The sequence below is a fragment of the Brevibacillus centrosporus genome, from assembly GCF_046622605.1.
In the GTDB taxonomy this organism is placed as follows: Bacteria; Bacillota; Bacilli; order Brevibacillales; family Brevibacillaceae; genus Brevibacillus; species Brevibacillus centrosporus.
This window is the reverse complement of sequence record NZ_CP176856.1, coordinates 3,369,168-3,394,095: the sequence shown is the minus strand read 5'-3', so window position 1 is coordinate 3,394,095 and position 24,928 is coordinate 3,369,168. Positions and strand designations below refer to the sequence as shown.

The window sequence follows — 24,928 nt, the reverse complement described above, 5'->3', positions numbered from 1 at the left end:
GGAAGTTGCTTAATGTAGAGGGGAGAACGCGATTGAAGGAAACAGACACACTTCATACGTTAACGTATACCGAAGAAGATATTCAGGTCCTCGAGGGCTTGATTGCCGTTCGCAAACGGCCAGGCATGTACATCGGCTCTACCGGAAGCAGAGGACTCCATCACCTCTTGTGGGAGATCGTGGACAATGCGAAGGATGAAGCGCTGGCAGGCGTGAACGATAGCATCATTGTGACTTTGTACAAGGATGGCAGTGTAAGCGTAGAGGACCACGGTCGTGGGATTCCTACCGGTATGCACAAAACAGGCCGTCCTGTGCCAGAAGTCATTTTTACGACTCTGCACGCCGGGGGGAAATTTGGCGGCGGCGGGTATAAAAAAAGCGGTGGCTTGCACGGAGTTGGCTCCAGCGTGGTTGTGGCTTTGTCCAAATGGCTGGAGGTCGAGATTCACCGCGAAGGGAAAATACATAAGCAACGCTTTGAATATCAGGTCGATGCAAAAGGAATCGAGCATGTCGGTAAGCCGGTGACAGACCTTGAGATTATTGGCAATACGAAGCGCACTGGGACGACCGTCCGTTTTTTGCCGGACGAAGCGATCTTCGGCAGCGTTCGCTTTGACTACGAAACGATTCGCGACCGTTTTCGCGAAACCGCCTTCTTGCTGAAAAAGCTGAAGATGGTTTTGATCGATGAGCGCGGACCGGAGAAAAAGCGTGAGGAGTTTTACTTCGAGGATGGTCTGAAATCCTATGTCGCTTATTTGAACGAAGGCAAAAATGCGCTTCACCCGATCGTGTACTTCGAAGGGGAAAAGGATAACGTCTACGTGGAGCTGGCATTCCAGTACAACGACGGTTACGCTGAAACGCTCGTTTCCTACGTCAACTCGATTGTCACCAGCGACGGCGGAACCCACGTAACAGGCTTTCGCAACGGGACGACCCGGATCTTTAACGAATTTGCCCGTAAAAAAGGGTATCTGAAAGACAAGGATCCCAATCTCACGGGGAATGATCTGCGTGAAGGCTTCCTCGGTGTTCTCTCGCTGCAAATGGCTGATGTCCAGTTTGAATCGCAGACCAAGGACAAGCTGGGGAATGAAGAGGCGCGAGCCATCGTGGAGCAGATCGTATCCGAGAAGCTGGGCTTCTTCCTGGAGGAAAATCCGGAAATCGGAAAGCTGTTGATCGACAAGGCTTTGCGCTCGGCAGAAATTCGCGAAGAGCTGAGAAAGCAGCGGGAAGCTTTGCGTGGAGACAAAAAAGGCAAGACCTCCAAAAAGCGCAAATCGATCTCGGAGAAATTCACACCGCCCCAGTACAAGGATTCCAAGCGAAACGAGCTGTTCCTCGTGGAGGGGGATTCTGCGGGCGGTTCTGCCAAGCAGGCGCGCAACTCCGAGTTTCAGGCACTATTTAGCCTGAGAGGAAAGCCGCTGAATACGGAAAAGGCAAAGCTATCGGAGGTCTTGGCGAACGAAGAGTTCCGCACCATTCTGGAAGTGCTCGAAACGGATATCGGGGAAGAGTTTGACATCGAGAATTGTGCGTTTGATAAAGTCATCATCATGTCTGACGCGGACGTCGATGGTTCACATATTCAGACTTTGCTGCTGACGTTCTTCTTCCGCTACATGCGTCCGATGATTGCAGCAGGACATCTGTATATCGCTCAACCACCGCTTTATCAAGTGAAAAAGCAAGGCCGAGGCGGCAAGCAAGCAGAGGGCGTTTATTGCTGGAGCGATTACGACCTAGAGCAGGCCTTAAAGCAAGCGGGCCGTGGGGCAGAGGTACAGCGCTACAAAGGTCTGGGTGAGATGAATCCGGATCAGCTGTGGGAGACCACGATGAACCCGGAGACACGCAAACTGATTAAAGTGCAGTTGGAAGACCTCGCTCATTCGGAAAAACTGGTCACCGTGCTGATGGGTGACAAAGTTCCCCCACGACGTGAGTGGATTGAGAGTCATGTCACCTTTGAGATGGGGGAGGATGAATAAGCATGCTGTCCAATCAGATTATTGAGCAAAGCTTTGCTGAAATCATGGGCAAGCGCTTTGGAGATTATGCCAATCTGGTCATCCTGTCCCGTGCGATTCCGGATGCCAGGGATGGTCTCAAGCCTGTACAGCGACGGATTCTTTATGCGATGTACGAGGAAGGCAATACAAACGACAAACCGTACCGCAAATCGGCCAAAACAGTCGGTTTCGTAATGGGTACCTATCACCCGCACGGCGACTCCGCCATTTATGAGACGATGGTACGGATGGCTCAGTGGTGGAAAATGCGCCACGTGCTGATTCAGGGACATGGTAACTTCGGTAGTCTGGACGCGGACCCGCCAGCGGCGATGCGTTATACCGAGTCCCGTTTGTCGGCTTTGGCAAACGAGATGACGCGCGATATCGAAAAAGATACCGTGACCTTTATCCCGAACTACGACAACTCGGCACAGCAGCCAGCCGTTTTGCCATCGCGCTTTCCCAACCTGCTCGTCAACGGAGCATCAGGGATCGCGGTAGGGTTTGCAACGGACATTCCGACGCACAACCTGGGGGAAATCATCGATGCGGCTGTCGCGCAGATGAAAAAGCCAACCATCACGCTGGATGAGCTGATGGAGCATGTAAAAGGCCCGGATTTTCCGACAGGTGCGATCGTACAAGGTGTATCCGGCATCAAAAAAGCGTTTGAAACCGGACGAGGGCAGTTTATCATCCGTGCGAAGACTCATGTGGAAGAGCCAAAAGGCGGCAAGGTGAAAAAGATCGTCGTTTCCGAGCTCCCCTACGAGGTCGTGAAGTCCAAGCTTGTCGCGCAGATCGATGAGCTCGTGATGGAACGAAAAATCGAGGGTGCGATCGCGGTTCGTGACGAAACGGGCCGTAAAGAGGCGGAACAGAAAAAGGTGCGCATCGTCGTCGATATTCGCAGGGAAGCCGATGAACGGGCGATTCTCAACTACTTGTACAAAAATACCGATCTGCAGATCTATTACAACTACAACATGAACGTGATCCATGAGGGTACGATCAAGCAGATGGGCCTCAAAGCGCTGCTGGGTGCGTACATCGATCACCAAAAAGAGGTCGTCACGAGACGTTCCCAGTTCGATCTCGATAAAAAACAGCATCGGGAGCATATCGTCGAAGGTCTGATTCGTGCCAAATCCATTTTGCGACAAATCGTCGATACGATCATGGATTCCGAGGATCGTGCTGATGCCAAGCGCAACATCATGGAGAAGTACGGGTTTACCGATCTGCAGGCAGATGCGATTCTGGCAATTCAGCTCGCGTCTTTGACCCGGCTGGACATCGTGAAGCTGGAGAAGGAGCTGGCGACCTTGGCGAAAGAAATCGAGGAGCTCAAATCCATTCTCGGCAGCGAAAAGAAACTCATTCAGGTGATTACGGGCGAGCTGAACGAGATCAAGAAAAAGTATGCAGAACCACGCTTAACCGAAATTCAGGGTGAGATCGAGGAGATCAAAATCGACATTGCCATGCAGATCAATGCGGAGGATTGCATTGTGACGCTCACCAATGAAGGCTACATCAAGCGAACCAGCCCTCGTTCCTTTAAGTCGGTGGGGGGAACGCTCGAGACCTGTGGTGTCAAAGAAGGCGACAGGGTAAGGTACTTCGTGGAGACCAATACGTCCCACACCGCGCTGTTCTTCACACAGGACGGCAAATACTTTGCGACCTTGGTCAATTCCTTCCCGGACGACAAATGGAAGGATATCGGTTCGGCCATCGTCAACGTGATTCCGCTTGAAAAGCAGCAGAAGATCGTAGGCTTTACCATTGTCGAGAACTTCAAGCAGCCTCTGTACGTGTACCACGTGAGCAGACTGGGCCTGATCAAGAAAACAGCCTTGTCCGAGTACGAGACCAATCGTTCCGGAGCGCTTGTGGCCGCGAAGCTCAAATCCGAGGATGATGAGTTCATCGCTGCCTTCGTGGTAAATGATGAGGGTGGTATTCTGGGTGCGACACGAGACGGCATGGGAATCCGCTTTCTGCGAACAGAGGTAAGTCCAACAGGACGAGCTTCCAGCGGGGTAAAAGCCATTGCGCTTGCCACGGGTGACGATGTTATCAAGATGATGCCAGTTGAGGCCGATGACACGCGGGATTTCAGCCTGCTGACGACTGAAGGAGTGGTAAAACGGACGGCGATTTCCGACATCCCGCTTCAAGGCCGTGCGGGTAAAGGTGTCACACTGATTCGCAAACGGAAGAACAACCCGCATCAACTGATTGCTTGCAGCATCGAGGAAACGATTTATGCCTGGACGGCGCAAAACGAATGGTCCCTGGTGGATACCGATCAAGTGATCGTAAACGAACAGGGTGGAATCGGCCGCGCGATCGTCGAGGGCGGAGCCAAAGCAGTTGCATTTGAAACGGTTTTGCCAACGGAAGAAGGGAAAGAGGAAGCATCGCCGAAAAACCCGGGCGAAGGAGCACCTCCCCAAGGATCCGGACAGAAAACGACAGATAATCAATTCAGCTTGTTTGATCAGCGATCTGCCGAGGAGAAGGAGTGATAGCGGCATGTCTCGTCCGTTTGAAGCGTTTGTATCCCCACTAAACTGGCAGCAGCTGTCCTTGCTCCTGGATACGGTACAATATTTCGAAGATGCGCCGAAATGGCTCTCGATTCCGAGTGAAGCGGGAGCCAGTGTGCCAGTGCCTATGACGTCCGAGACGTTGCGTGCCATGCTGGTATGCACGAATGAGGACAATGCCTTCACACGTGTACCGTTTTCTATCGACTGGGAGGAAAAGGAAGAGGGGGAAGGCAAGGGTGTGCTTCTCGTAGTCTTGCCTACCGGGGAAACCGTTCGTCAGGAGACGGTGCTATCCGAGTTTTCTCCTGTCTAATTACATCGACACAGCCTTGGTATCGGAGCATCCGAGCCAGGGCTGTTTTTCTTCCTGACGTTTTGGACTGGTCATAGGCAAGTGGTGGGCGTAAAATGGGGAGAGCAAGCAAGAGAAAGAAGGTAGCAGAGAATGGAACGCATGTTGGTAATCAGTGATATCCATGGGGAATTGGAGAAGTGGGAATCGCTCTTGGAACTAGTAAACTACGATCCGTCAAGGGATCGATTGATTCTCCTGGGAGATTATGTAGATCGTGGGCCAGCTTCCAAAGGAGTTTTGGACAAGGTCATGGAGCTGCACGACAAAGGAGCCATCGTCCTGATGGGAAATCACGATCATATGATGATCAAGTCGTTCGAACAGGACCAAGTGTTCATCGAGCGTTGGTTTCGCAATGGAGCCTATAAAACGATGGAAAGCTACGGGCATCCTGCAGCGGAGCAAGAAAACGGCGCGCCGCAGACACTGGAGCTGACACCGGAGCTGGAGCAGCATCTCTCCTTTTTGAAAGGTTTGCAATGCTACCACGAGACAGAAGAGTACATTTTTGTTCACGGTGGCGTGCATCCGACGACCCCGATCCATGAAACAGATCCGTACACACTGATGTGGATTCGCGAGGAGTTTCATAAAGGCTACAAAGGCGAAAAGACAGTTGTTTTCGGTCATACCCCGACGGAAGGTCTGCACGGGAAAAATGACGTGTACTTCGGGGAAAATAACATTATTGGCATCGATGGTGGCGCTGTTTTTGGCGGCCAGCTGAACTGCCTGGAATTGCCGAGCAAAAAGGTATATTCGGTTAAATAACGATCGTGCAGCATTAGGGATGTGCCCGCCATTCTTTCTCTCGTTTCGGACGAGCAGGAATGAGCGGGCATTTTTGGTTTTCATTGGGATTTATGAAATTTCCGCTTCCACTTCAGGCTCAGCGGAAAGCCGTTTTTCTTTCAGGATGCGGGGTTCCGTGCTTTGATACATCCGATAGACGCACTCGATGATCTCAGCAAATCCCAAAAGCAGTATCAGACCCAGAATGGAGGAAAAAATGGTAGACCAGGCTTGAAGAAAAAAAGAATCGTCCAGTAATAGCAAAAATCCAAGGAGCCCACTCATGATCGCAGCCGTCTTAGCCATGGCTCGTACCCATCTCGCATATTTGTTGGTGTAGCGTTTAAACAAAAGGAATCACCATCCTGCTATATTTTACCAAATAATAACATTTTTCTGGCTCATATAGCTAGAAAGAAAAAGAACCCTTCTGTCATGCCCACCACATCTCGTGCAGAGGCTCGCTGATCAAGACTTGCTGCAGGTTCTGGACTGCCCGACGAAAGCCTTCCTCGATGGACATCAAGCCGTCCTCGTGCTCGATACTCACCACATCATCATAACCGACGAGGCGCAAAGTGCTCATGATGTCTGCCCACGTTTTCAGATCGTGACCATAACCGATTGTGCGGAACTGCCAGGCTCTATCCAGCATTTTCGTATAGGGCTGCATATCGGTGACCCCATGCATAGGCAAATTGATCGGATCAATCGCTGTATCCTTGGCGTGAAAATGGTGAATCGCGTCGGCGCGTCCGAGTATGCGAATCGCCTGTACAGGATCAATGCCCTGCCACCATAAATGGCTGGGATCGAGATTGGCTCCGATGGCTTCACCTGCACGCTCTCGCAGTTTCAGGAGAGTGCCAGGCGTATGGACAGAAAAGCCGCCGTGGAGCTCCAGACCGATTTTGACATGCCGGGACTGTGCGACCTGACCAATCTGGGTCCAGTACGGATAGACTTTTTCCTTCCATTGCCAGTCGAGCAGCTCCTGAAAGTCGTGGGGCCAGGGAGTCACGGGCCAATTCGGATACAAGGCGTGGTCGGAATCCCCAGGGCATCCCGAGAACGTATTGACGACGGGCACTTCCAGCTGCTCTGCAAGCTGCAGCGTTTTATGCAAGAGCTGATCTGCTTCCTGCGCGATTGCCTTTTGGGGATGAAGTGGATTGCCATGGCAGGAAAGAGCACTAATACGAAGCCCCCTCGAGTGAATGGCCGCAAGAAATTGCTGCTGCTTTGTCCGACTGTCTAGCAATTCGTCGAGAGGGCAGTGAGAGTTTCCCGGATAGCCGCCGGTTCCGAGCTCAACTGCTTTCAAGCCATGGTTTGCGACGAGATCGAGCATATCCTCCCATGATTTTTGGGAAAAGAGAACGGTGAAGACACCTAGATGCATGCAAATCACCTCCGCATTCGAATCAAAATGAAATCGATTACATGAAACATACTAGATCAAGAGAATCCGAATCGTCAATAATATAAAAATATTCAAAAAACTTATTGACACTTAGGCTCTGCGTCCGCTACATTATCCTTGTAATCGATTACAATTTTGAAGGGATACTCCAGACATATGGTAACTATTCAGGAAGTAGCAAAGGAAGCGGGCGTCTCCGTTGCGACCGTCTCTCGTGTCTTGAATCATCACGCCTCCGTTTCTGCGAAAACGAGAGCCAAGGTCGAGGATGTCATCGAGCGCCTTCAATACAACCCGAACATGCTCGGGCGAAATCTCCGCTGTGCGGAAAGCCGAATGCTCCTCGTCCTCGTACCAAGCATCTCCAATCCGTTTTACTCTAAAATCGTGCAGGGAATAGAAGACATCGCACGACGCAACCATTACAACACCCTGTTATGCACCACAGATTCCGATCCGGATCGTGAAAACGTCTATCTGGATCTTTTGCGAAATCGCATGGCGGACGGCGTCATCTCGATGGATCCTGCGGTTGATCTGGCGAGTATCAGACAGCTGGGGGATGAGTACCCCGTGATTCAATGCTGTGAATACAGCGAGACTGATCAGACCCCATACGTGTCGATCGACAACCAGACAGCAGCGTATAAAGCCGTGAAGCACTTGCTAATGATGGGACACAAACGCGTGTCGATCATCAATTCAGATGAACGTTTTTTGTATGCGAGACTTCGCCAGGAAGGCTATCTGCGGGCATTGCGGGAGTTTGACATCCCTGTGGAAAGCCGTTATATCGTTCATACTGATTTGCATTTTGAAAGTGGCCATCGAGCGATGAAATCTTTGCTTGCACTGGAGGAACGTCCCACTGCCGTTTTTGCTGTTTCCGACACGTTAGCGATCGGAGCCCTGCGCAGCATCAAGGAAGCGGAGCTGAAAGTGCCTCATGACATAGCTGTTGTAGGCTTTGACAATATTCCATTTGCGAGCATGATGAATCCCAGCCTGACGACGGTATCGCAGCCGATGTACGAGATGGGGTGTGAGGCAGCACGCATGCTGATCAAGCGGATCGCATCACCACAAGAGCGAGTAGATAGCATCGTCATGGACTACGAGCTGATCATCCGGGAATCCACGATGGGGTGAGGGCTGGCTGCCCAAGAGAAGGGCTTTATCCCGGGTTTCTTGTAAACGCTTGCAGCTGGGTTGACCCGGGTTATCTTTTATAAACAAAGGGGGAGAATGCATGAAGCGCTTTCATGTAGGCAAATGGGCAACTGTGGCACTCGCCGGTATGCTGATGCTGGCAGGCTGCGGAGGAGGTGGCTCTGCTGGCGGGGGAAACACTTCTAGCGGTCAAGGAAGTGGAAGCACTCCAGCACCAGCAGCTGCAGAGAAAGTCATTGGGATGTCGTTTCCCGCTGCTGACCACGGTTGGCTGGGGGCAGTCATCAAGAATGCGGAGGACGAAGCAAAAGCAGAAGGTCTCAAGTATGTGATTACCACTGCGGCTGATCCTAACAAGCAGACGAATGACATCGAAGACCTGATTTCAAAGAAAGTGTCTGCCATCGTCATGCTGCCGATCGAATCTGCTGCCATGACCCCGGTCGCGAAAAAAGTAAAGGATGCGGGCATTCCGCTGATCGTAGTGGACCGGGAACTGGAGAGTGACGATTTCACTGCGCTGGTAAAGGGCGACAACAAAGGCATTGGGTCCCATGCAGGAGCTTATTTGGTCGACAAGCTTGGGGGCAAAGGCAAGATCGTCGAAATCATCGGAGTACCTAGCTCCGTTACGACGATGCGCAGCGATGGCTTCCGGGAAGCGATCAAGGACCATCCAGACATGCAAGTCATCGTTAGCCAATCGGGTGACTTCCAGAAGGAAAAGTCTTTAAACGTTATGCAGAATATTCTGCAATCTCAGCCTCAGATCGATGCTGTATACACGCATGACGACGAAATGGCCCTCGGTGTGCTGCAGGCGATTAAAGAGGCAAAACGCACCGACATCAAAGTCGTAACAGGTGCGGGTGGTCATAAGGATGTGTATAAGCTGATCAAAGACGGCGACCCACTGATGCAAGCCACATTTACGTATTCGCCTCTGATGGTGAAAGACGCTGTCAAGCTTGCCGCAGATATCGTGAATGGAAAGACTCCGGCAGAGAAGGTCACCATGCTGGAGGCTACACCCATTACGAAAGACAACATCGACAAGTTCTACGACCCGAATGCAAATTATTAGATTTGCCTGATACACACAGGAGAGGACGGCCACGCAGAGGAGTTGTCTGACAGTTGCCGTCCTTTCTAACTGGTAGTGAGTTTTCTGGCAGGAGGTGCGCTTGTGTCTGACAATGGCCTTCACATGCAGGGAATACACAAAGCTTTTGGTGGGGTTCCCGTATTAAAGGGGATAGACCTGACCTTACGTCCGGGAGAGATTCACGCCCTGCTCGGAGAAAATGGTGCCGGGAAATCTACCTTGATGAACATTCTTGGCGGCATTTTGCATGCAGATGCAGGGGAGATCTCTATCGATGGGAAACGCATTCAGATGACCGATCCCCGGGTTTCCCAACAGGCAGGAGTCCGCTTTATCCATCAAGAGCTGAATGTCGTCGGTGATCTTATGGTCTATGAAAATATTTTTCTGGGAGCGGAGTGGACGGATCGGTTCGGATTCTTGTGCGTAGAGGATATGTGCCGGCGCACGGTGGAGCTGTTGGGAAAAATGGGGGCAACGATTCATCCGAAAAGGCTGGTTCGAGATCTGGAGCCCTCCTACAAGCAGATGGTAGAGATTGCGAAGGCACTTTTAACCGATGCCAAGCTGATTATTATGGATGAACCGACGACTTCCCTTACAAGCTACGAAGTCGAAAAGCTGATGGAGACGATGCGCACGCTACGGGATGGCGGAGTGGGCATCATCTACATTTCGCACAAATTAAAAGAAGTGCTGCAAATCTGTGATCGCTATACGGTTTTGCGAGACGGACAGCTAGCGGGAAGCGGGTTGATCCGAGATACAAATGAGGAAGAGCTGACGAGACTGATGGTCGGAAAATCAGTCGGGAACGAACCGCGCAAGGAAACTGTACGTGCGGAGGAGACGTTTCTGGAAGTTTCCAATTTGAGCAGCGGAAAATGGTTTCAAGGCATTCAATTCGCTTTGGCCAAAGGGGAGATTCTCGGCTTTACCGGTCTTGCCGGAGATGGAAGGACGGAATTGTTCGAAGCCATTTTTGGTTGTCGCCCGTACACAGGAGAGATTCGTGTGAAAGGACAGCAGCACAGGCTCCGTCATCCGCGACAGGCTCTGGCTGCTGGCATTGGGCTCGTTCCGAAAAATCGCAAGGAAAATGCCATCATTAAAGACATGAGCATTATGGAAAATCTGAGTCTTACCGCACTGAAGAACTTTCAGAGCAAGCTTCTGCTGGATGGGAAAAAGGAGAGTTCTGCATTTGAGCGATACCGCGAGCTGCTATCCATCAAGGTATCTGATCCCAATTTGCCCATCGTCAGTCTCAGTGGGGGAAACCAGCAAAAAGTCGTCCTGGCAAAATGGCTGGAAGCAGATCCGGAGATTCTCATTTTCGATAATCCGACGCAGGGAATCGACGTTGGGGCAAAGGCGGAAATCTATCAGATTATTACGGAGCTGGCGAAAAAAGGCAAGGCGATTATCATCCTTTCCTCCGAGCTGCCGGAGATCATGAGACTGTGTGACCGCGTCATGGTCATGTACCAGGGAGAGATTACCGGTGAGCTGATACGCCAGGAGGTAGACGAAGAGACAATCATGCTCTATGCGACAGGCGTGAAGAGGGGGAAACAAGCCGGATGATGAATCTGCCACCAACTGCACAAAACACAAAAGCATCCTCTTGGAAGGCGCGAGGACAGTGGCTCTGGTCGGAGTATAGCGTCATTGTAGCTTTTGTCGTCATTATTCTGATTGCATCCATGCTCGATAGCCATTTTGTCAGTTTAGACAATCTCACGAACATATTGCGTCAAGTTTCCATCATCGGCATCATTTCGTTGGGCATGACCGTCGTGATGCTATCCGGAGGAATCGATCTTTCAGTAGGTGCCGTACTTGCTCTGTTGGGAGCCTTATCCGTCAGTGTCCTGAATGCGACGCAAAGCGTGCTCCTCGCTCTATTAGCCGCTTTGGCAGCGGGTGCGATCGTGGGAAGTCTGAATGGCCTGATGGTGACCAAAGGCAGGATTCCTTCCTTTATCGCAACACTAGGCATGATGGCGTCTGCCCGTTCCATCGTTCTTTACTTCGCAGAAGGCGGGAGCCTTTCAGGGAGAGCGGAGGGGTATACGGTCATTGCCAACACGGAGTGGCTTGGCCTCGCTCTGCCCGTTTACATTTTTCTGTTCATGACGCTGCTGGTGTACGTCTTGATGCACAAAACGCGCTTCGGTCGCTACGTCTATGCGATCGGGAGCAATGAAAAGGCAGCTCTTCTGTCTACCATTCGTGTCAATCGGGTAAAAATGGGCGTTTACATGCTGTGCAGCATATTCGTTGCTGCAGCAGCTGTGGTAGAATCGTCCCGTCTTAACTCGATTTCGTCAGCAAGCTCGGGTCTCTCCTACGAGCTGGATGCGATTGCAGCCGTAATTATCGGCGGGACGAGAATGTCAGGGGGACGAGGAAAAGTGATCGGCACCTTCTTTGGCGTGTTGATCCTTGGAGTTTTGAATAACATGCTGAACTTGATGAATATATCGCCCTATTTGCAAGGATTGGTCAAAGGGCTGATCATTATCGCAGCCGTCCTGCTGCAGAAAAAAGAACAGCAATAGCGAAAGGTCGAGGAGGTAGATACGATGACGATCAAAGTGGGTATTATCGGGTGCGGTTCAATCGCTACTCATCGCCATGCACCGGAATACGCGAATCATCCACAAGCAGAAATCTACTGCGTGTACGATCCCAACCCAGATCGCGCCAAAAAGCTGGCAGAGCGTTTCGGTGGACAGGTAGCTGCGAGCTGGGAAGAGATCGTTAATCACCCGGAGATTGATGCCATCAGTGATTGCTCGACGAATGAGATGCATCATCTGATTACAACCCGTGCGCTGCAAGCAGGGAAGCACGTCCTCTGCGAGAAGCCAATTGCAACAACGCTGGAAGGGGCCAGACAGATCGTGGAAGCGGCCGAACAATCAGGCAAGGTGCTCATGATCGATCACAATCAACGTCTGGTTGCTGCACACCAGATGGCCCGCCAGCTGCTTCAGTCGGGAGAGCTGGGCAAGGTGCTTACCTTTCAGACTAGCTTTGGCCACAAAGGACCGGAGTATTGGAGTGTCAATGCATCGAAATCGACCTGGTTTTTCAAAAAAGATCGCTCGACTCTCGGCGTCGCCGGTGATCTAGGTATTCATAAAGTGGATCTGCTGCGGTTTCTCTTGGATGATGAGGTAGCGGAAGTGAGCGCGTTTGCAGGAGTTCTCGACAAAAAGGACGAGCAAGGGGAGCCGATCCAGGTGCACGACAACATGGTGTGCCTCCTGAAGCTGGTTTCGGGAGCAATCGGGACGGCCTCCTTTAGCTGGACCTATTACGGAGACGAAGACAACAGCACGATTTTGTACGGAGAAAGAGGAATCATGAAAATATTTGCGAATCCGGATGCGGATATCGAGGTCGTAAAATCAACGGGAGAGCGCATGGTATATAAGGTAGGTGCGATTCAGACAAATGACAACCAGACGAGCAGCGGGGTGATCGATGCATTCCTGGAAGCCGTCCAAGGGCAGAGGGCACCTGTCGTGACAGGAGAAGACGGAGTGCGGGCTTTGCAGATTATTCAGGCGGCAGTCGAGTCAGCAAAAACGGGGAAATCGGTAGCGATATTGCCTAATCATGGATAATGAACGGACAGATCGGTCACACTATGGCAGGAGGTGACCACTGTGGAACGAAACATGAATGTAAACGGTAGGGAATACAATTTTGCCACCACGTATGACGGAGATTCTCAGTACAATGTGCAGGTACGCAGCGGAAACAAGGTGGTTACGATGTTCAAGATCGCAGCAGATTCGGAGAGCGATGTATTTGACGCTGCGCTTGCCCATTTCTCCGCGGATGTAGAAATGGGCAACATCAACGTGTAAGGAAGATCAGAAGGCGCAGCCTCAGCAGGGGCTGCGATTTCTTTTCACAGGCGAGAAAAATGGACATTGCAAATGCGTATTTTTCGTGATAAAGTATGAAAAGTTTCCAAGGACACAAAAAGGAGCTGTACTGGTAAGTGGATCTGAAGCAAAAAATTTGGGATCAATGGGTTTTAATGCTGCACAAGCAGGAAGATCGTGCCAAGCGTCGTGAAGCTCTTCTACTGGAACAAATCCGGAAGAGCATGCCTGACTATGACGAGGTTGCCGATCTGTCTATCACGGAGCTTCACGTCATTCAGTCGATTGGGGAGAAAGGGAATGTAAATGTGACTTCTCTGGCTCAACGTATCGGGGTAACAAAAAGCGCTATTTCCAAAATAACGAGCAAGCTCCTGAAAAAGGGATTGATCGATCGCTTTCAATTGGAGGACAACCAAAAAGAGGTGTTCTTTCGACTGACCAGCGGTGGGGAATCCGTTTTCTCGTTTCATGAAATCTTTCATAGACGTTTGGAGCGTCAAATGCTTTCCTTTCTGTCGCAGTACAGTGATTCGGAGCTGGAGTTTTTACAGAGAGTCATGCGAGATGCGACTTTAGAAATGGAGAAAAATTGGAATAATCAGTAATTTTTATGTTGCTCTTATGTTTTTTATACACCTATTGTTTCCTTGGACACAAAAATGCAGTTTGGGGTGATCCTTCTCGTGAATGCAAACAGAATTCTATTCTTACTTGGGTCTTCCATCTTAGTCGGAACGTTCGCCCAAAACTTGTTCATGCCTATCATGCCTGCGATGCAGCAAGAGTTCCATACTACTTCCACCATTATCAACTGGACTGTGTCCCTGTTTACGATGGCACTCGCGATCATGCAGGTGGTCTATGGTCCGTTGGTGGACCAGTACGGACGCCGGAAGATTCTCCTACCTGCCTTGGGATTATACGTGTTGGGCTCCCTTGGCTGCTATCTGGTTGACACGATCCAAGGACTGCTCTTTTTCCGGGTTTTTCAAGGAATAGGCTTTGCAGCGATTCCGATCGTGGCGGCTACTGTCATTGGCGATATTTTTACTGGGGCGAAACGTGCTGAGGCGATGGGGACGTATCAGATGATGCTGGGAATTGGACCTGCTATTGGCCCGCTGCTAGGCGGTTGGATTGGAGGCTTTGGCGGACATAGTGCGGTCTTCTTGTTTCTTACCATCACGGCTATTGGCCTTTTGGCAATGAATGCGATCTGGCTCCCGGAAACGAAAAGCGAGCAGCCTGGCGCCAAAAGATTTGGCTTAGGCTCATTCCGGGATATTCTATTTCAGCCAGTCGGGGCATCTGTCATCTTGATTGGATTTACGCAGATGTTTGCGTATCATGCCTTTCTCCTGTTCTTGCCCGTGTATCTGAATGAAACCTATCATTTGTCTGCGGGTCAGATCGGTCTTGTTTACATGTTGATCTCCGCTGTGTTTGTGCTAAGCAGCAAGACTTCCGGTCGTGTACAAAAGAAATGGGGGACGCGCAAGGCACTGGTTTTGACCTCCGCTTCTCATGCTGTCGCAACTGTCTTGTTCATGCTCGCAACAAATATCTCCCTGCCTGTAATGCTGGCAGCAAGCGCCCTATTCGGGTTTACTCTGGGGATCGGGATGCCTACGCACACGACACTTCTTTCCGAAGTCTTTGAAAAGGAGCGTGCGACCGCGATTGGGGTATACAACTTCATTCGCTACATCGGGATGGCGGCTGGTCCTGTTGTAGGAGCTGCTCTGTACGGTTTAGGAGGAAATTGGCTGGAATTCGGACTGGCAGCCGTTGTTATTGCAGCTGCGGTACTGTTTGCACGCGTACAAATCCGCAAACAGCAGCAGCGAAGCATCGCACCCACTGCCTAAAGTGGCACGCAAATCTTTTCATGCTCCTCTAAATATGCTACAACAAGAAGGATAGTCAGGTTCGGGAGGAGCAAAGACAGGTATGCATCAGCAGCATGAACAAAATCCATTACAAATGCTTGAGAGATGGACGAAGAACCCATCTACGATACAAAACGTCACAGAAGGCGAATGGCTTGGCTTACTGCGGGAAATCGAGCAGCAGAGGAATGCGGAGTTCAGGGACGAAGAGCTTGACCATGCAGAGGCGGTCGTGCTGACAAAGCTGGCAGCCCTTCGCATGCACAAAAAAGGCGGTGCAACCCTGGCCGAGGAATGGCTGGAACGTGCTGCAGCGGTAGATCCATCCTATCAGCCTGCCTGGGAATCGCAGTTGCAGCTCTATTATTCGTTTTTACGTGAGCATGTGTTTGCCAATGCCTTCCCTGTGATCCGAGAGACAGACAACGTAGTGACGCGGCGGCGAACAGTGGAGGTACTCAGTGCACTAGCTTCTTCAGAAATCGCCGAAATAGGAAAGTGGCGTTTGATAGCTGCAAATGCGACATCGGCAGCGCGTAAATTGCAGGATGCCGAAAAGGAGGCGACTGCACAAGAAGTAGAGCAGCTGTATGCAGAGCGAGAGCGATTGCTTCTGGAGCTGACCGAAAGAGTCCAAGCGTATGGAAATTCTCTGTCTGGCGTGTTCTTTTCCACTGAGCTGCTCTCCCAGCTGCAGGAGACAATCCGAAAATTGGCTGAACAGCACGAGTTAAAAACGCGTCTTTTGTCAAAGGAAGAGCCAGTAGACAGTATGCAGGAGAAAAAAGGGGATAAGGTTGCTCTGGAGCAGCTGGAAGACTTGATTGGACTGGAAGAAATCAAGCAGCGGGTTCGCCAGCTTGCCCAGTTTTTGCAGTACCGCCAGCTTCGTGAGGAAAAAGGCTGGCATATGCAGGATGAATTGCCCCTGCACCTCGTTTTGATGGGGAATCCAGGTACGGGAAAAACGACGCTAGCGAGGTTGATTGCCCGTCTGTATCATGAACTGGGTTTACTGGAAAAAGGGCAGATGATTGAGGTGGATCGCTCCCATCTGGTCGGCGCTTATGTGGGTCAGACAGAGCAGCGTGTCATGGAGCTTGTAAAGCAGGCAAATGGCGGGGTTTTGTTCATTGATGAAGCCTATAGTCTGAAACGACCAGACAGCTCGGGGAGTGACTATGGACAGGTCGCGATCGATACATTGGTTTCGGCGATGACCAGTGGGGAGTACGCGGGTCGGTTTGTTGTCATTTTGGCAGGATACCCCGAAGAAATGCGTCATTTTCTGCAAGCCAATCCAGGACTCTACAGCCGGTTTCCACAGACAGGACACTTCCTTTTGCCGAACTACTCTGCTCAGGAATTGATGCAAATCGCCGATCATGTAGCCTTGCGCAACGACTTTTCCTTGACAGAGCAGGCGAAACGAGCTCTTCTTGCTCGCATCGAAAAAGCCCAAGTGGACGATACCTTCGGGAATGCGAGAACGGTTACCAACATCGTCTTGGACGCGATTTTTGCAAAAGGACGTGCAGCCGCTGGAAGAAAGCTGGGCTGGGAGGATTATACCATCCTGCTTCCTGAGGATGTGGCGGAGGAAGAGAAAGCTTCGACAGAGGATTCGGCGACAGCACAGCTGGAGGGCTTGATTGGCCTTGAGCAGGTGAAGGCTGAATTGAAGAAAATCGCCGCATTCGTAGCCGTACAAAAAGAGCGTGGCACTCTGGGAATGCCGATGAGCCCTGTCGAGCTGCATGCCGTTTTTGCAGGGAACCCTGGGACAGGCAAGACCACCGTCGCCTCGTTGTACGCCCAGATCCTACAAGAGATTGGCTATTTGAAAAGAGGGCATCTGGTGCAGGCGAGCCGCGCAGATCTGGTGGCAGGCTACGTTGGACAGACAGCTGCTTTGACCCGCAGAAAAGTGAGAGAAGCGCTCGGCGGTGTTTTGTTTATCGACGAAGCTTATTCCTTGCTAGGACATGGCGAGAACGACTTCGGTCACGAAGCCATTCATACGTTGGTGGAGGAAATGACCAGACATGAGGAAAATCTGGTTGTCGTCCTCGCAGGATACCCGCTGGAAATGAATCAGCTGCTTGCGAGCAATCCGGGCCTGCTTTCGCGCTTCAAAAAATACGTCCACTTCGCTGATTACTCGGTAGATGAATTAGTCCTCATTCTGGAGCAGGCAGCCTTGCAAGCTGGCTACCAAATCGAGGCGAGTGTCGTCGTGAAAATCAAAGACAGCTTAAACGAAGCGAAAAAAACACGCCACTTGGACGGGAATGCCAGATTTAGCCGAAATCTGCTGCAGGAAGCCATGCAGAACCAAGCGCTGCGCTTGATGGAAGTACCAAAGCAGGAGTGGGATCAGGCGCTGCTGACCAAGCTGGAATGGGCTGATTTTGCGCCGCTGCTCGAATGGATCGGGGAGGAAAAAGGGACAGAAGTCTAGCTTTTTGTCCCTTCACCGGTTCTTCCTGCGCTTTTTTCATAGACACTCTTTCCCGTATAATGGAAACATTACGCGATTTCTGGGAAGGGTGTTTTTGTATTGCATAGATATTGGCAAACAGGGCTTTCGACGGTAGTTGCCCTTACTCTTTTGGCGATGACGCTCCCGATAGATGCAAAAGAGCGGGTAGGACGACTGGGCCATATTGAGATCGAAGTGAAAAAACAAACGATGTGGCAACAGACTGCGGGATCGTCTGCGCTCGTCATCATTCAGTTAAGTGGACCGGTACAAGAAGAGTGGAAGGAAGAAATCGAAGACCTCGATGTCAAGCTGGGGGATTATTTGCCGGATTTTGCTTTCGTGGCAAAGCTCGCACGCTCTTCGGATCAAAAGAAGCTGGAAAGGCTGTCCTTTGTGAAGAGTGTCAAGCCATTCTCCCCAGTTTCGAAAATCTCACCTGCACTTCGATCTGCTTTCAGCAAGGAACAGGCTACAGAAGTGGCGATGATTCGCTTTGACGACAGCAGAAACAGCCGAATGAGTAGCGAGGCGGGGCAACGAACAGAAGATAGCAGCCATGAAATGGCAAGGATGACACGAGAAAAGAAGAGTGGACAAGCCTTGGAGGAGTTCGCTTTGTCCGAGGATATCGTTGCGCTCGTGCCCATTCCTCAAAATACGCTGCGAAACGATGTGGCTTCCACTATTCTGCATGTGGACGAGCTTTCCTCCTCGGGCTATCACGGGAGAGGGCAGATCATCGGTGTAGCCGATACAGGGCTGGATACCGGGGACGAAGCTTCGCTGCACCCGGATTTGCAAGGGCAGGTCGAGCGTTTGCATACGCTGGGCAAGCCAGGGGATGCAAGAGATTTGAATGGGCATGGTACGCACATCACGGGCTCCATTCTCGGGAGCGGTGCTGCTTCGGAAGGAAAAAGGAAAGGGATGGCGACAGAGGCCAAACTCGTCTTTCATGCCATCGAAAATGAAGAGGAGGGTCTGGAGACAGACGTAGAGAGAATTTTGAGCGAGGCATACGAAGACGGGGCACGGATCCACTCCGATTCCTGGGGAGATGACGATGAAGGGGAGTACAGCTATACCTCGTACCTCTTTGACAAATTTTTATGGGAGCATCCGGACATGATTGCCCTCGTGGCCGCAGGCAATGTCGGCGATAACGGCTACCAGACCATAGGCAGCCCGGCAACAGCCAAAAACGTCATCGCTGTTGGAGCGACGGAAAACGAGAGGCCACGCTTCGGATCACAGTCTGACGACGCGGATGATGTCTGGCGGTTCAGCAGCCGGGGATTGACGGAGGATGGCAGGATCAAGCCCGATCTTGTTGCACCAGGTACCTCTATTCTCTCCGTTCGATCTTCACTCGCTCCAGGGAAAAACTTCGATCAAATGTACGATGAACATTACGCGTATATGACGGGCACGAGTATGTCGACGGCGATCATGGCAGGCGGAGTCGCACAGGTACGCGAATTTTTGAACGAGCAGGGCGAGAAAACGCCGAGTGCTGCATTGATCAAAGCCATCCTGCTTAGTAGTGCGGATGAGCTGAACGAAGATATGCGCTTGCAAGGATATGGTCGAGCCAACCTTGAAAACGCCATTCAAACAAACTACTGGGATGAAAAGAAGGGCTTGCGGACAAAGGAAAAGGCGTCATTCGCCATCGAAGTGTCAGATGATTCAAAACCGTTGGCGATTACACTCGCTTGGACGGACTATCCTGCCTCTCTGGCAGCCAAACGCGCATTGGTTAATGACTTGAATCTGACGGTGACCACGCCCAAAGGCAAGAAGCTGAATGGGAATGACTTTTTCCAGGCTCCTTTCGATGACGAGGTAGATAATCTAAACAACGTCGAACAGATATGGATCAAGGAGCCGGAAATAGGAGAATACAAGGTGGTTGTGCAGGGCTACAACATACCGAAGGGTCCACAGTCATTCGCGATTGCGACGACGGGCAAATGGGCGGAAAAACCAGCGCAGCCTCCTGCAAAGACACCGAAGGAAGTTACGTACAGAGGGACTGTCGATACCGAGAAGAATTACCGTGAGTATACCATCCGGCTCATGCGCGATGGTGACGTCAAGCTGACAGCCGAATGGGCGGAAAAATGCGGATGTGAATCTGTTTCTGTACAATCGGAAAAAAGAGCTGATTGCCGCAAGTACAAGCAAAGCCAATCCAGAGAAGCTAGAGGTAGAAAGCCTGAAATCTGGTCTGTACAAAATCAGAGTCGAGCTCAAAAAAGGCGAGAAAGCAAGGTTTTTGTTATCGCTTCTTTATCCAGGCAGGTGGTAGATTACGCACAGACAAAAGGATCGGTCCTTCAGAATGCTTCGGGCCGGTCCTTTTTTTATTGGATTCGCACGTGTTCCTTATTGGTGAGAAGGCGCTGTAACCTGTTCCGTACTTTTCAGCCAATCAAGCGCCCGCAAGGCAATTTCCAAACACAATCGCCGGTGGGGGAGCATGTAATCTTCCCCGAGGCATTCTGCGATTTTGTCGAGTCGATGGTACAGCGTTTGTCTGTGGATGTATAGCTTCTCCGCTGCCTCTTGCTTGGACAGATTGGTATCCAGATAGACGCGCAAGGTGTGCACCAGCTGTGATCCATGCTCTCGATCATGTACGAGGAGCGGTTCGAGGTAATCATGAATGAAGCTTTGCAGCACAGGCTCGTGCGGGATGTGGAAAAGCAGGCGAAATAGGCCAAGGTCTGCGAAAAACGGGCTTTGTGCTTCATTTTGGAAAGCGAGTGCTTGTTCTGCCTCTGCCAGATGCTTGCCTGCATCCGCCAGCTTTTTTCCGGTCCTTCCTATGCCAAACCAGATATGGGTATCTGCTCCGAGCATTTGCTTCGTGATGCGTGTCAGCTCTTTCATTACCTTTTCCAGGAAACGCCGTGAATCTGTCACTGACTGTTTTTCGACGAGGAGAAAGGTAAACCGTTGTCCCGTACAGCGAACAAAAGGGCGGAAGCCTAGGCGGGTCAGGGCAGAGCGAAATACAGCTGTCAAGTCGTGGGGTGGCTGCGCATCGGGATGATCTCCTGGGCTTCTTTGGAAAGAGAGCAGCAGGGTGTGATACGAAGGAGGCTTGCCAGTCATGGGAAGACCCATCACAGATCGCATCCATTCTTCCGGGACTGGTCGGTTGGCAATTAAATCATCGAACAGGCGATTTTCAGAGGCCAAAGCCTGTTCCTCTACAAACATTTTGCGCATCATGATTTGAGCGAGTGTGCTGACCGTACTGTCTAAGGTCAGAAGCAGGTACTCATCGGATTGACGTTCAAAGAGAACAAGTCCTACGTAGGCTAGCAAGTGACCCATCGCCATCACCGGGTGATAAATTATTTGCTTCGTATCGGTCAGGGCAAAGGAGCCTGCTGTCGTGATCGGTTCCTCCCTTTGTCCAAAGTGTGTACGCAGCAGCTCAGTGAGCTCGGATTGGACGCTTTGAGGGAGGGGAGGAACGTAGAGAGGAGTGCTCTCTGGTGTATAGAAAAACACCTGTGTTTGGACTGCCGTCTGAAAATGCTGCAAAACTCTGGGGATCCCCTGCGTTTGCAGGCTGATCTGTTGAAGGCTGCGGGAGTAAGTCTCCAGATCGCGCAATGCTTGCATTTGGCGGTTGACCAAATGCTCGTGCAGGTCCTGGGTAATATCGACAAAACGGACCGGCTGATGAAAGACGATGAGCGGAAACTCGTGGTGATTAGCCAGTTCCAGCATGTCTTGGGGAATCTGCGGGATGTAATCTCCGAGCTCCATGCACAAGCCGACTGCTTTCCTGCGAATCAGCTCGGACAAGTAAGCCAACCGCTTTTCCCGATCACCGCCAAAACCAAGGCCAGTCGCGAGGATCAGTTCTCCTCCGTTTAAATATTGGCAGGAATCTGCAGACTCGATGACGTGGACCCAGCGTATCGGGCGTGCTAGCCCTCTGCTGCCAGCCACCACCTCCGCGTGTTTGAACAAGGGACGTCTGATCGATTCCGCAACAGTTAAACGCCAGTCATTGCTCATAAAATCCCTCCTCACGTGTCTGCATGAAAATAGGTGGGTTCTCATTTTTTTGAATTTGACATTCTGTATGATTCAGACTAATCAATGATTGTCGTTTTGTCTAGTGATGACAGGCATTGTTTTTGGATAAAATGGAATTGTCAAACAATGAACGAACGTGGAGGAGTTGAGCGGATGAGCACAACAACTGTCGGCAATCCATTAAAAAACTACATCGGAGGAGAATGGGTCGAATCCCAGACGAGTCGCTATGAAGATATTCCGAATCCAGCAACGGGCGAACTGTTATCGCGCGTACCGCTTTCTATCAGGGAAGACGTAGATCTGGCCGTTCAAGCAGCGAAAGCAGCTTTTGTCGGGTGGAGCGCGACTCCTGTTGTAGATCGGGCGCGGGTGATGTTCCGTTTTCAAAATCTCTTGTTTCAGCATCAGGATGAGCTTGCCGAAATGATTACGAAAGAAAACGGAAAGAATTTTCCGGAAGCACAAGCGGAAATTTTGCGCGGCATCGAAATGGTAGAGTTCGCATGTGGAATGCCTACGCTCTTGATGGGAGAGACGCTGCCGAACATCGCAAACCAAATCGATGGGCAAGTCCTCCGCTTTCCTTTGGGCGTCGTCGCAGGGATCACCCCGTTCAATTTCCCGATGATGGTTCCCATGTGGATGTTCCCGATCGCGATTGCTGCGGGCAATACGTTTGTCCTGAAGCCTTCGGAGCGTACTCCGATCTCCAGTGTCCGCATCGCCGAGCTGTTAAAAGAAGCAGGGCTGCCAGACGGAGTGTTCAACGTCGTCAACGGAGCTCATGACGTCGTGAACAGCCTGCTGGACCATCCAGATGTAAAAGCAATTTCATTTGTAGGCTCCCAGCCGGTAGCAGAATACGTGTACAAGACGGCCGCTGCCAATGGCAAGCGCGTACAGGCTTTGGCAGGGGCGAAAAACCACCACCTCGTCATGCCAGATACGGATCTGCGCCGTGCTGCGAAAACGATTGCCAGCTCTGCGTTTGGATGTGCTGGAGAGCGTTGCATGGCAGCGAGTGCCGTAGTTGTTGTGGAAGAGGTCGCGGATCAGCTCATCTCCCACTTGATCGAGGAATCCAATGCACTGAGCATGGGGAACGGTCTGGAAGAAGGAGTTGACCTGGGGCCAGTCATCCGAGACTCCCATCTGTCCAAAGTCCATGATTACATCGAAAAAGGCGTAGCTGCTGGTGCCGACCTGGTTCGTGACGGACGCGAGGATGCAAAAGCACATCCAGATGGCTACTTCCTCGGCCCAACGATTTTTGACAAGGCAAATGCGGAAATGGTCATCGTACGGGACGAAATCTTCGCGCCGGTTCTGAGCGTCATGCGCGTGAAGGATTTCGAGGATGGCTTGGAGACAATTAGCCGCTCCCGCTTTGGCAATGGGGCAACCATATATACGAACAACGGGAAATGGGGTCGGGAGTTCGTACAGCGAGTGGAAGCGGGGATGGTCGGTGTGAACGTAGGAGTGCCGGCACCAATGGGCTTCTTTGCTTTCTCTGGCTGGAAGCAGTCGTTCTACGGAGATTTGCATGCAAACGGGAAAGACGGCGTGTTGTTCTATACAAAGAAAAAGACAGTGACATCACGCTGGTTTGAGGATGGAGATACCAGCATCGGATCGCAAAAAGTGTTCGTGAAATAAGGAGGAATCTGGGATGGAAGATCAGCTGACGCAATCCTTTGACAAAGAAAGCCTGCTGGAAGCAGACCGTTCTCATATGTGGCATCATATGTCTCCGTACAACCCCAATCCAATGATCGTGACCGAAGCGAGCGGCTCGTGGATCACGGACATTGACGGGAACCGCTATCTGGACGGGATGTCCGGTCTGTGGTGCGTAAACATCGGGTATGGCCGCCAGGAGCTCGCCGATGCGGCGTATGAACAGCTGAAGCAGCTGGCGTATTTTCCGTTGACGCAAAGCCATGTGCCGGCGATTCGTCTGGCGGAAAAAGTCAGTGAATGGCTGGGGGAAGAGTACCGCGTCTTTTTCTCCAACAGTGGCTCGGAAGCCAACGAAGTCGCCTTTAAAATCGCCCGCCAATTCCATCACCAAAACGGGGAGCCGGGCCGATACAAATTCATTTCCCGCCACCGTGCGTATCACGGAAACACGATGGGTGCACTGGCAGCAACAGGCCAATCCATTCGCAAAGAGAAGTACGAACCGTTGGCCCCAGGCTTCCTGCATGTCCCTCCGCCGTATTGCTACCGCTGTCCGGCAGGCAAGTCGTACGGCAAGTGCAATATGGAATGCGCCCAGTTTTTCGATCAGGTCATCAACTGGGAAGGGGAGAAGTCGGTAGCGGCGGTAATTATGGAGCCGACCATTACCGGAGGCGGAGTCATCGTACCTGCTCCTGAGTACATGCCAAAGGTTCGCGAGATTTGCGACAAGTACGGGGTACTGATGATTGTGGATGAAGTCATTTGTGGCTTCGGTCGATCCGGTGAGCGTTTTGGTCACCAAAATTTCGGCGTCAAGCCGGACATCGTGACGATGGCGAAAGGGATCACCAGCGCCTATCTGCCGTTGTCAGCGACTGCGGTACGTGCCTCTATCGCCGATAAATTCAACGAGCAAGGAACCAACCTGCACTTCCGCCACGTGAATACGTTTGGCGGCAACCCTGCAGCTTGTGCGCTTGCCCTGAAAAACCTCGAGTTGATGGAGGAAGAACAGCTGGTTGAGCGCTCCAATGAGCTTGGAGAAGAGCTGCGCACAAAGCTAGCCTTCCTGGCCGATCATCCTTATGTAGGGGATATTCGCAGCTTTGGGTTCCTGATGGGTATCGAGATGGTAGAAGACCGTAAAACGAAGGAGCCTGCCGCACCGGCCAAGCTGACACAGGTCATTGCAGAATGCAAAAAACGCGGGCTGATTATCGGACGAAACGGAGATACCATCCCTGGCTTCAATAATGTGCTTACGCTCTCGCCGCCGTTTAGCACGACCAGTGATGATATTGACTTCATCGCACAGGTAATGAGAGAGGCGTTTGATACGCTAGAATAAACGAGTGGCACCAGTTTTGAAAAGCAGGTAATATCGACAGGCGATTTCAGCCATGTTGATCATCTACCTGCTTTTTTCTGTTTGTTTCTGTCATTCTTTTTATGGCGTGGTAAA

General features: G+C 51.3%; 18 protein-coding genes and 1 pseudogene. 16 read left to right on the top strand and 3 right to left on the bottom strand.

What is annotated here, in order from left to right; genetic code table 11:
• The first annotated feature begins 32 nt into the window (after positions 1-32).
• The 4 genes from ACLIN2_RS17120 to ACLIN2_RS17105 all read left to right on the top strand — a co-directional run bounded on the left by ACLIN2_RS17120 (position 33) and on the right by ACLIN2_RS17105 (position 5,714).
• Positions 33-2,006: a DNA gyrase/topoisomerase IV subunit B gene (locus tag ACLIN2_RS17120; RefSeq protein WP_092266810.1), complete on the top strand. Its 1,974-nt coding sequence runs from the start codon at positions 33-35 to the stop codon at positions 2,004-2,006.
• Between the two features lie 2 nt (positions 2,007-2,008).
• The gene (parC, locus tag ACLIN2_RS17115) at positions 2,009-4,564 is read left to right on the top strand and encodes a DNA topoisomerase IV subunit A (protein ID WP_411501663.1); all 2,556 of its coding nucleotides are present in this window, start codon (positions 2,009-2,011) and stop codon (positions 4,562-4,564) included.
• Positions 4,565-4,571: 7 nt separating this feature from the next.
• Positions 4,572-4,901, top strand: coding sequence for a hypothetical protein (locus ACLIN2_RS17110; RefSeq protein WP_411501662.1), 330 nt, complete (start codon positions 4,572-4,574; stop codon positions 4,899-4,901).
• Positions 4,902-5,033: 132 nt separating this feature from the next.
• Positions 5,034-5,714, top strand: coding sequence for a metallophosphoesterase family protein (locus ACLIN2_RS17105; protein ID WP_411501661.1), 681 nt, complete (start codon positions 5,034-5,036; stop codon positions 5,712-5,714).
• Between the two features lie 90 nt (positions 5,715-5,804).
• Here the strand turns inward: ACLIN2_RS17105 and ACLIN2_RS17100 are convergent, their stop codons facing one another.
• Together ACLIN2_RS17100 and ACLIN2_RS17095 are read right to left on the bottom strand one after the other, a co-directional pair.
• Positions 5,805-6,086, bottom strand: a complete 282-nt coding sequence (locus tag ACLIN2_RS17100; protein ID WP_411501660.1) for a hypothetical protein — start codon at positions 6,084-6,086, stop codon at positions 5,805-5,807.
• An 82-nt stretch (positions 6,087-6,168) separates the two neighbouring features.
• Positions 6,169-7,137, bottom strand: a complete 969-nt coding sequence (locus tag ACLIN2_RS17095) for a sugar phosphate isomerase/epimerase family protein (RefSeq protein WP_411501659.1) — start codon at positions 7,135-7,137, stop codon at positions 6,169-6,171.
• Positions 7,138-7,314: 177 nt separating this feature from the next.
• Here ACLIN2_RS17095 and ACLIN2_RS17090 point away from each other — a divergent pair, with 177 nt between their 5' ends.
• The 10 genes and pseudogenes from ACLIN2_RS17090 to ACLIN2_RS17045 form a co-directional block, all read left to right on the top strand.
• Positions 7,315-8,307 (top strand): LacI family DNA-binding transcriptional regulator, encoded by a 993-nt coding sequence (locus ACLIN2_RS17090; RefSeq protein ID WP_411501658.1) that lies wholly within the window; start codon positions 7,315-7,317, stop codon positions 8,305-8,307.
• 100 nt (positions 8,308-8,407) lie between these two features.
• Entirely contained in the window at positions 8,408-9,412 is a 1,005-nt protein-coding gene (locus ACLIN2_RS17085) for a substrate-binding domain-containing protein (RefSeq protein WP_411501657.1), read from the top strand.
• A gap of 102 nt (positions 9,413-9,514) precedes the next feature.
• Positions 9,515-11,020 carry a sugar ABC transporter ATP-binding protein gene (locus ACLIN2_RS17080; protein WP_411501656.1) on the top strand — a complete coding sequence of 502 codons (1,506 nt, stop codon included), beginning with the start codon at positions 9,515-9,517 and terminating at the stop codon, positions 11,018-11,020.
• Complete coding sequence (locus ACLIN2_RS17075; RefSeq protein WP_328211571.1) at positions 11,017-11,997, top strand: ABC transporter permease; 981 nt, start codon at positions 11,017-11,019, stop codon at positions 11,995-11,997. Before ACLIN2_RS17080 ends, ACLIN2_RS17075 begins: the two co-directional genes overlap by 4 nt.
• 24 nt (positions 11,998-12,021) lie before the next feature.
• The gene (locus ACLIN2_RS17070; protein WP_411501655.1) at positions 12,022-13,071 is read left to right on the top strand and encodes a Gfo/Idh/MocA family protein; all 1,050 of its coding nucleotides are present in this window, start codon (positions 12,022-12,024) and stop codon (positions 13,069-13,071) included.
• A gap of 42 nt (positions 13,072-13,113) precedes the next feature.
• Entirely contained in the window at positions 13,114-13,317 is a 204-nt protein-coding gene (locus ACLIN2_RS17065; protein WP_174769239.1) for a hypothetical protein, read from the top strand.
• 137 nt (positions 13,318-13,454) lie between these two features.
• Positions 13,455-13,946, top strand: a complete 492-nt coding sequence (locus ACLIN2_RS17060) for a MarR family transcriptional regulator (protein ID WP_092266820.1) — start codon at positions 13,455-13,457, stop codon at positions 13,944-13,946.
• A 78-nt stretch (positions 13,947-14,024) separates the two neighbouring features.
• Positions 14,025-15,209 (top strand): MFS transporter, encoded by a 1,185-nt coding sequence (locus tag ACLIN2_RS17055; RefSeq protein ID WP_122959574.1) that lies wholly within the window; start codon positions 14,025-14,027, stop codon positions 15,207-15,209.
• An 82-nt stretch (positions 15,210-15,291) separates the two neighbouring features.
• On the top strand, positions 15,292-17,691 hold the full coding sequence (locus tag ACLIN2_RS17050) for an AAA family ATPase (RefSeq protein WP_411501654.1): 2,400 nt from the start codon (positions 15,292-15,294) through the stop codon (positions 17,689-17,691).
• A 156-nt stretch (positions 17,692-17,847) separates the two neighbouring features.
• Positions 17,848-19,242: pseudogene (locus ACLIN2_RS17045) on the top strand (S8 family serine peptidase); the annotation flags it as partial.
• A gap of 861 nt (positions 19,243-20,103) precedes the next feature.
• On the opposite strand, the gene ACLIN2_RS17040 reads toward ACLIN2_RS17045, so the two are convergent.
• Complete coding sequence (locus tag ACLIN2_RS17040; protein WP_411501653.1) at positions 20,104-21,756, bottom strand: PucR family transcriptional regulator; 1,653 nt, start codon at positions 21,754-21,756, stop codon at positions 20,104-20,106.
• Positions 21,757-21,930: 174 nt separating this feature from the next.
• On the opposite strand from ACLIN2_RS17040, the gene ACLIN2_RS17035 reads away from it, so the two are divergent.
• Both ACLIN2_RS17035 and ACLIN2_RS17030 read left to right on the top strand, forming a co-directional pair.
• Positions 21,931-23,439 (top strand): CoA-acylating methylmalonate-semialdehyde dehydrogenase, encoded by a 1,509-nt coding sequence (locus ACLIN2_RS17035; protein WP_411501652.1) that lies wholly within the window; start codon positions 21,931-21,933, stop codon positions 23,437-23,439.
• 13 nt (positions 23,440-23,452) lie between these two features.
• The gene (locus ACLIN2_RS17030) at positions 23,453-24,814 is read left to right on the top strand and encodes an aspartate aminotransferase family protein (RefSeq protein WP_411501651.1); all 1,362 of its coding nucleotides are present in this window, start codon (positions 23,453-23,455) and stop codon (positions 24,812-24,814) included.
• Positions 24,815-24,928 lie beyond the last annotated feature (114 nt).

Bases quoted from the DNA above. Each gene is read 5' to 3' on its own strand.
- parC (WP_411501663.1), top strand. From the start codon at position 2,009: ATGCTGTCCAATCAGATTATTGAGCAAAGCTTTGCTGAAATCATGGGC.
- ACLIN2_RS17110 (WP_411501662.1), top strand. From the start codon at position 4,572: ATGTCTCGTCCGTTTGAAGCGTTTGTATCCCCACTAAACTGGCAGCAG.
- ACLIN2_RS17105 (WP_411501661.1), top strand. From the start codon at position 5,034: ATGGAACGCATGTTGGTAATCAGTGATATCCATGGGGAATTGGAGAAG.
- ACLIN2_RS17095 (WP_411501659.1), bottom strand. From the start codon at position 7,137: ATGCATCTAGGTGTCTTCACCGTTCTCTTTTCCCAAAAATCATGGGAG.
- ACLIN2_RS17090 (WP_411501658.1), top strand. From the start codon at position 7,315: ATGGTAACTATTCAGGAAGTAGCAAAGGAAGCGGGCGTCTCCGTTGCG.
- ACLIN2_RS17085 (WP_411501657.1), top strand. From the start codon at position 8,408: ATGAAGCGCTTTCATGTAGGCAAATGGGCAACTGTGGCACTCGCCGGT.
- ACLIN2_RS17075 (WP_328211571.1), top strand. From the start codon at position 11,017: ATGATGAATCTGCCACCAACTGCACAAAACACAAAAGCATCCTCTTGG.
- ACLIN2_RS17070 (WP_411501655.1), top strand. From the start codon at position 12,022: ATGACGATCAAAGTGGGTATTATCGGGTGCGGTTCAATCGCTACTCAT.
- ACLIN2_RS17050 (WP_411501654.1), top strand. From the start codon at position 15,292: ATGCATCAGCAGCATGAACAAAATCCATTACAAATGCTTGAGAGATGG.
- ACLIN2_RS17040 (WP_411501653.1), bottom strand. From the start codon at position 21,756: ATGAGCAATGACTGGCGTTTAACTGTTGCGGAATCGATCAGACGTCCC.
- ACLIN2_RS17035 (WP_411501652.1), top strand. From the start codon at position 21,931: ATGAGCACAACAACTGTCGGCAATCCATTAAAAAACTACATCGGAGGA.
- ACLIN2_RS17030 (WP_411501651.1), top strand. From the start codon at position 23,453: ATGGAAGATCAGCTGACGCAATCCTTTGACAAAGAAAGCCTGCTGGAA.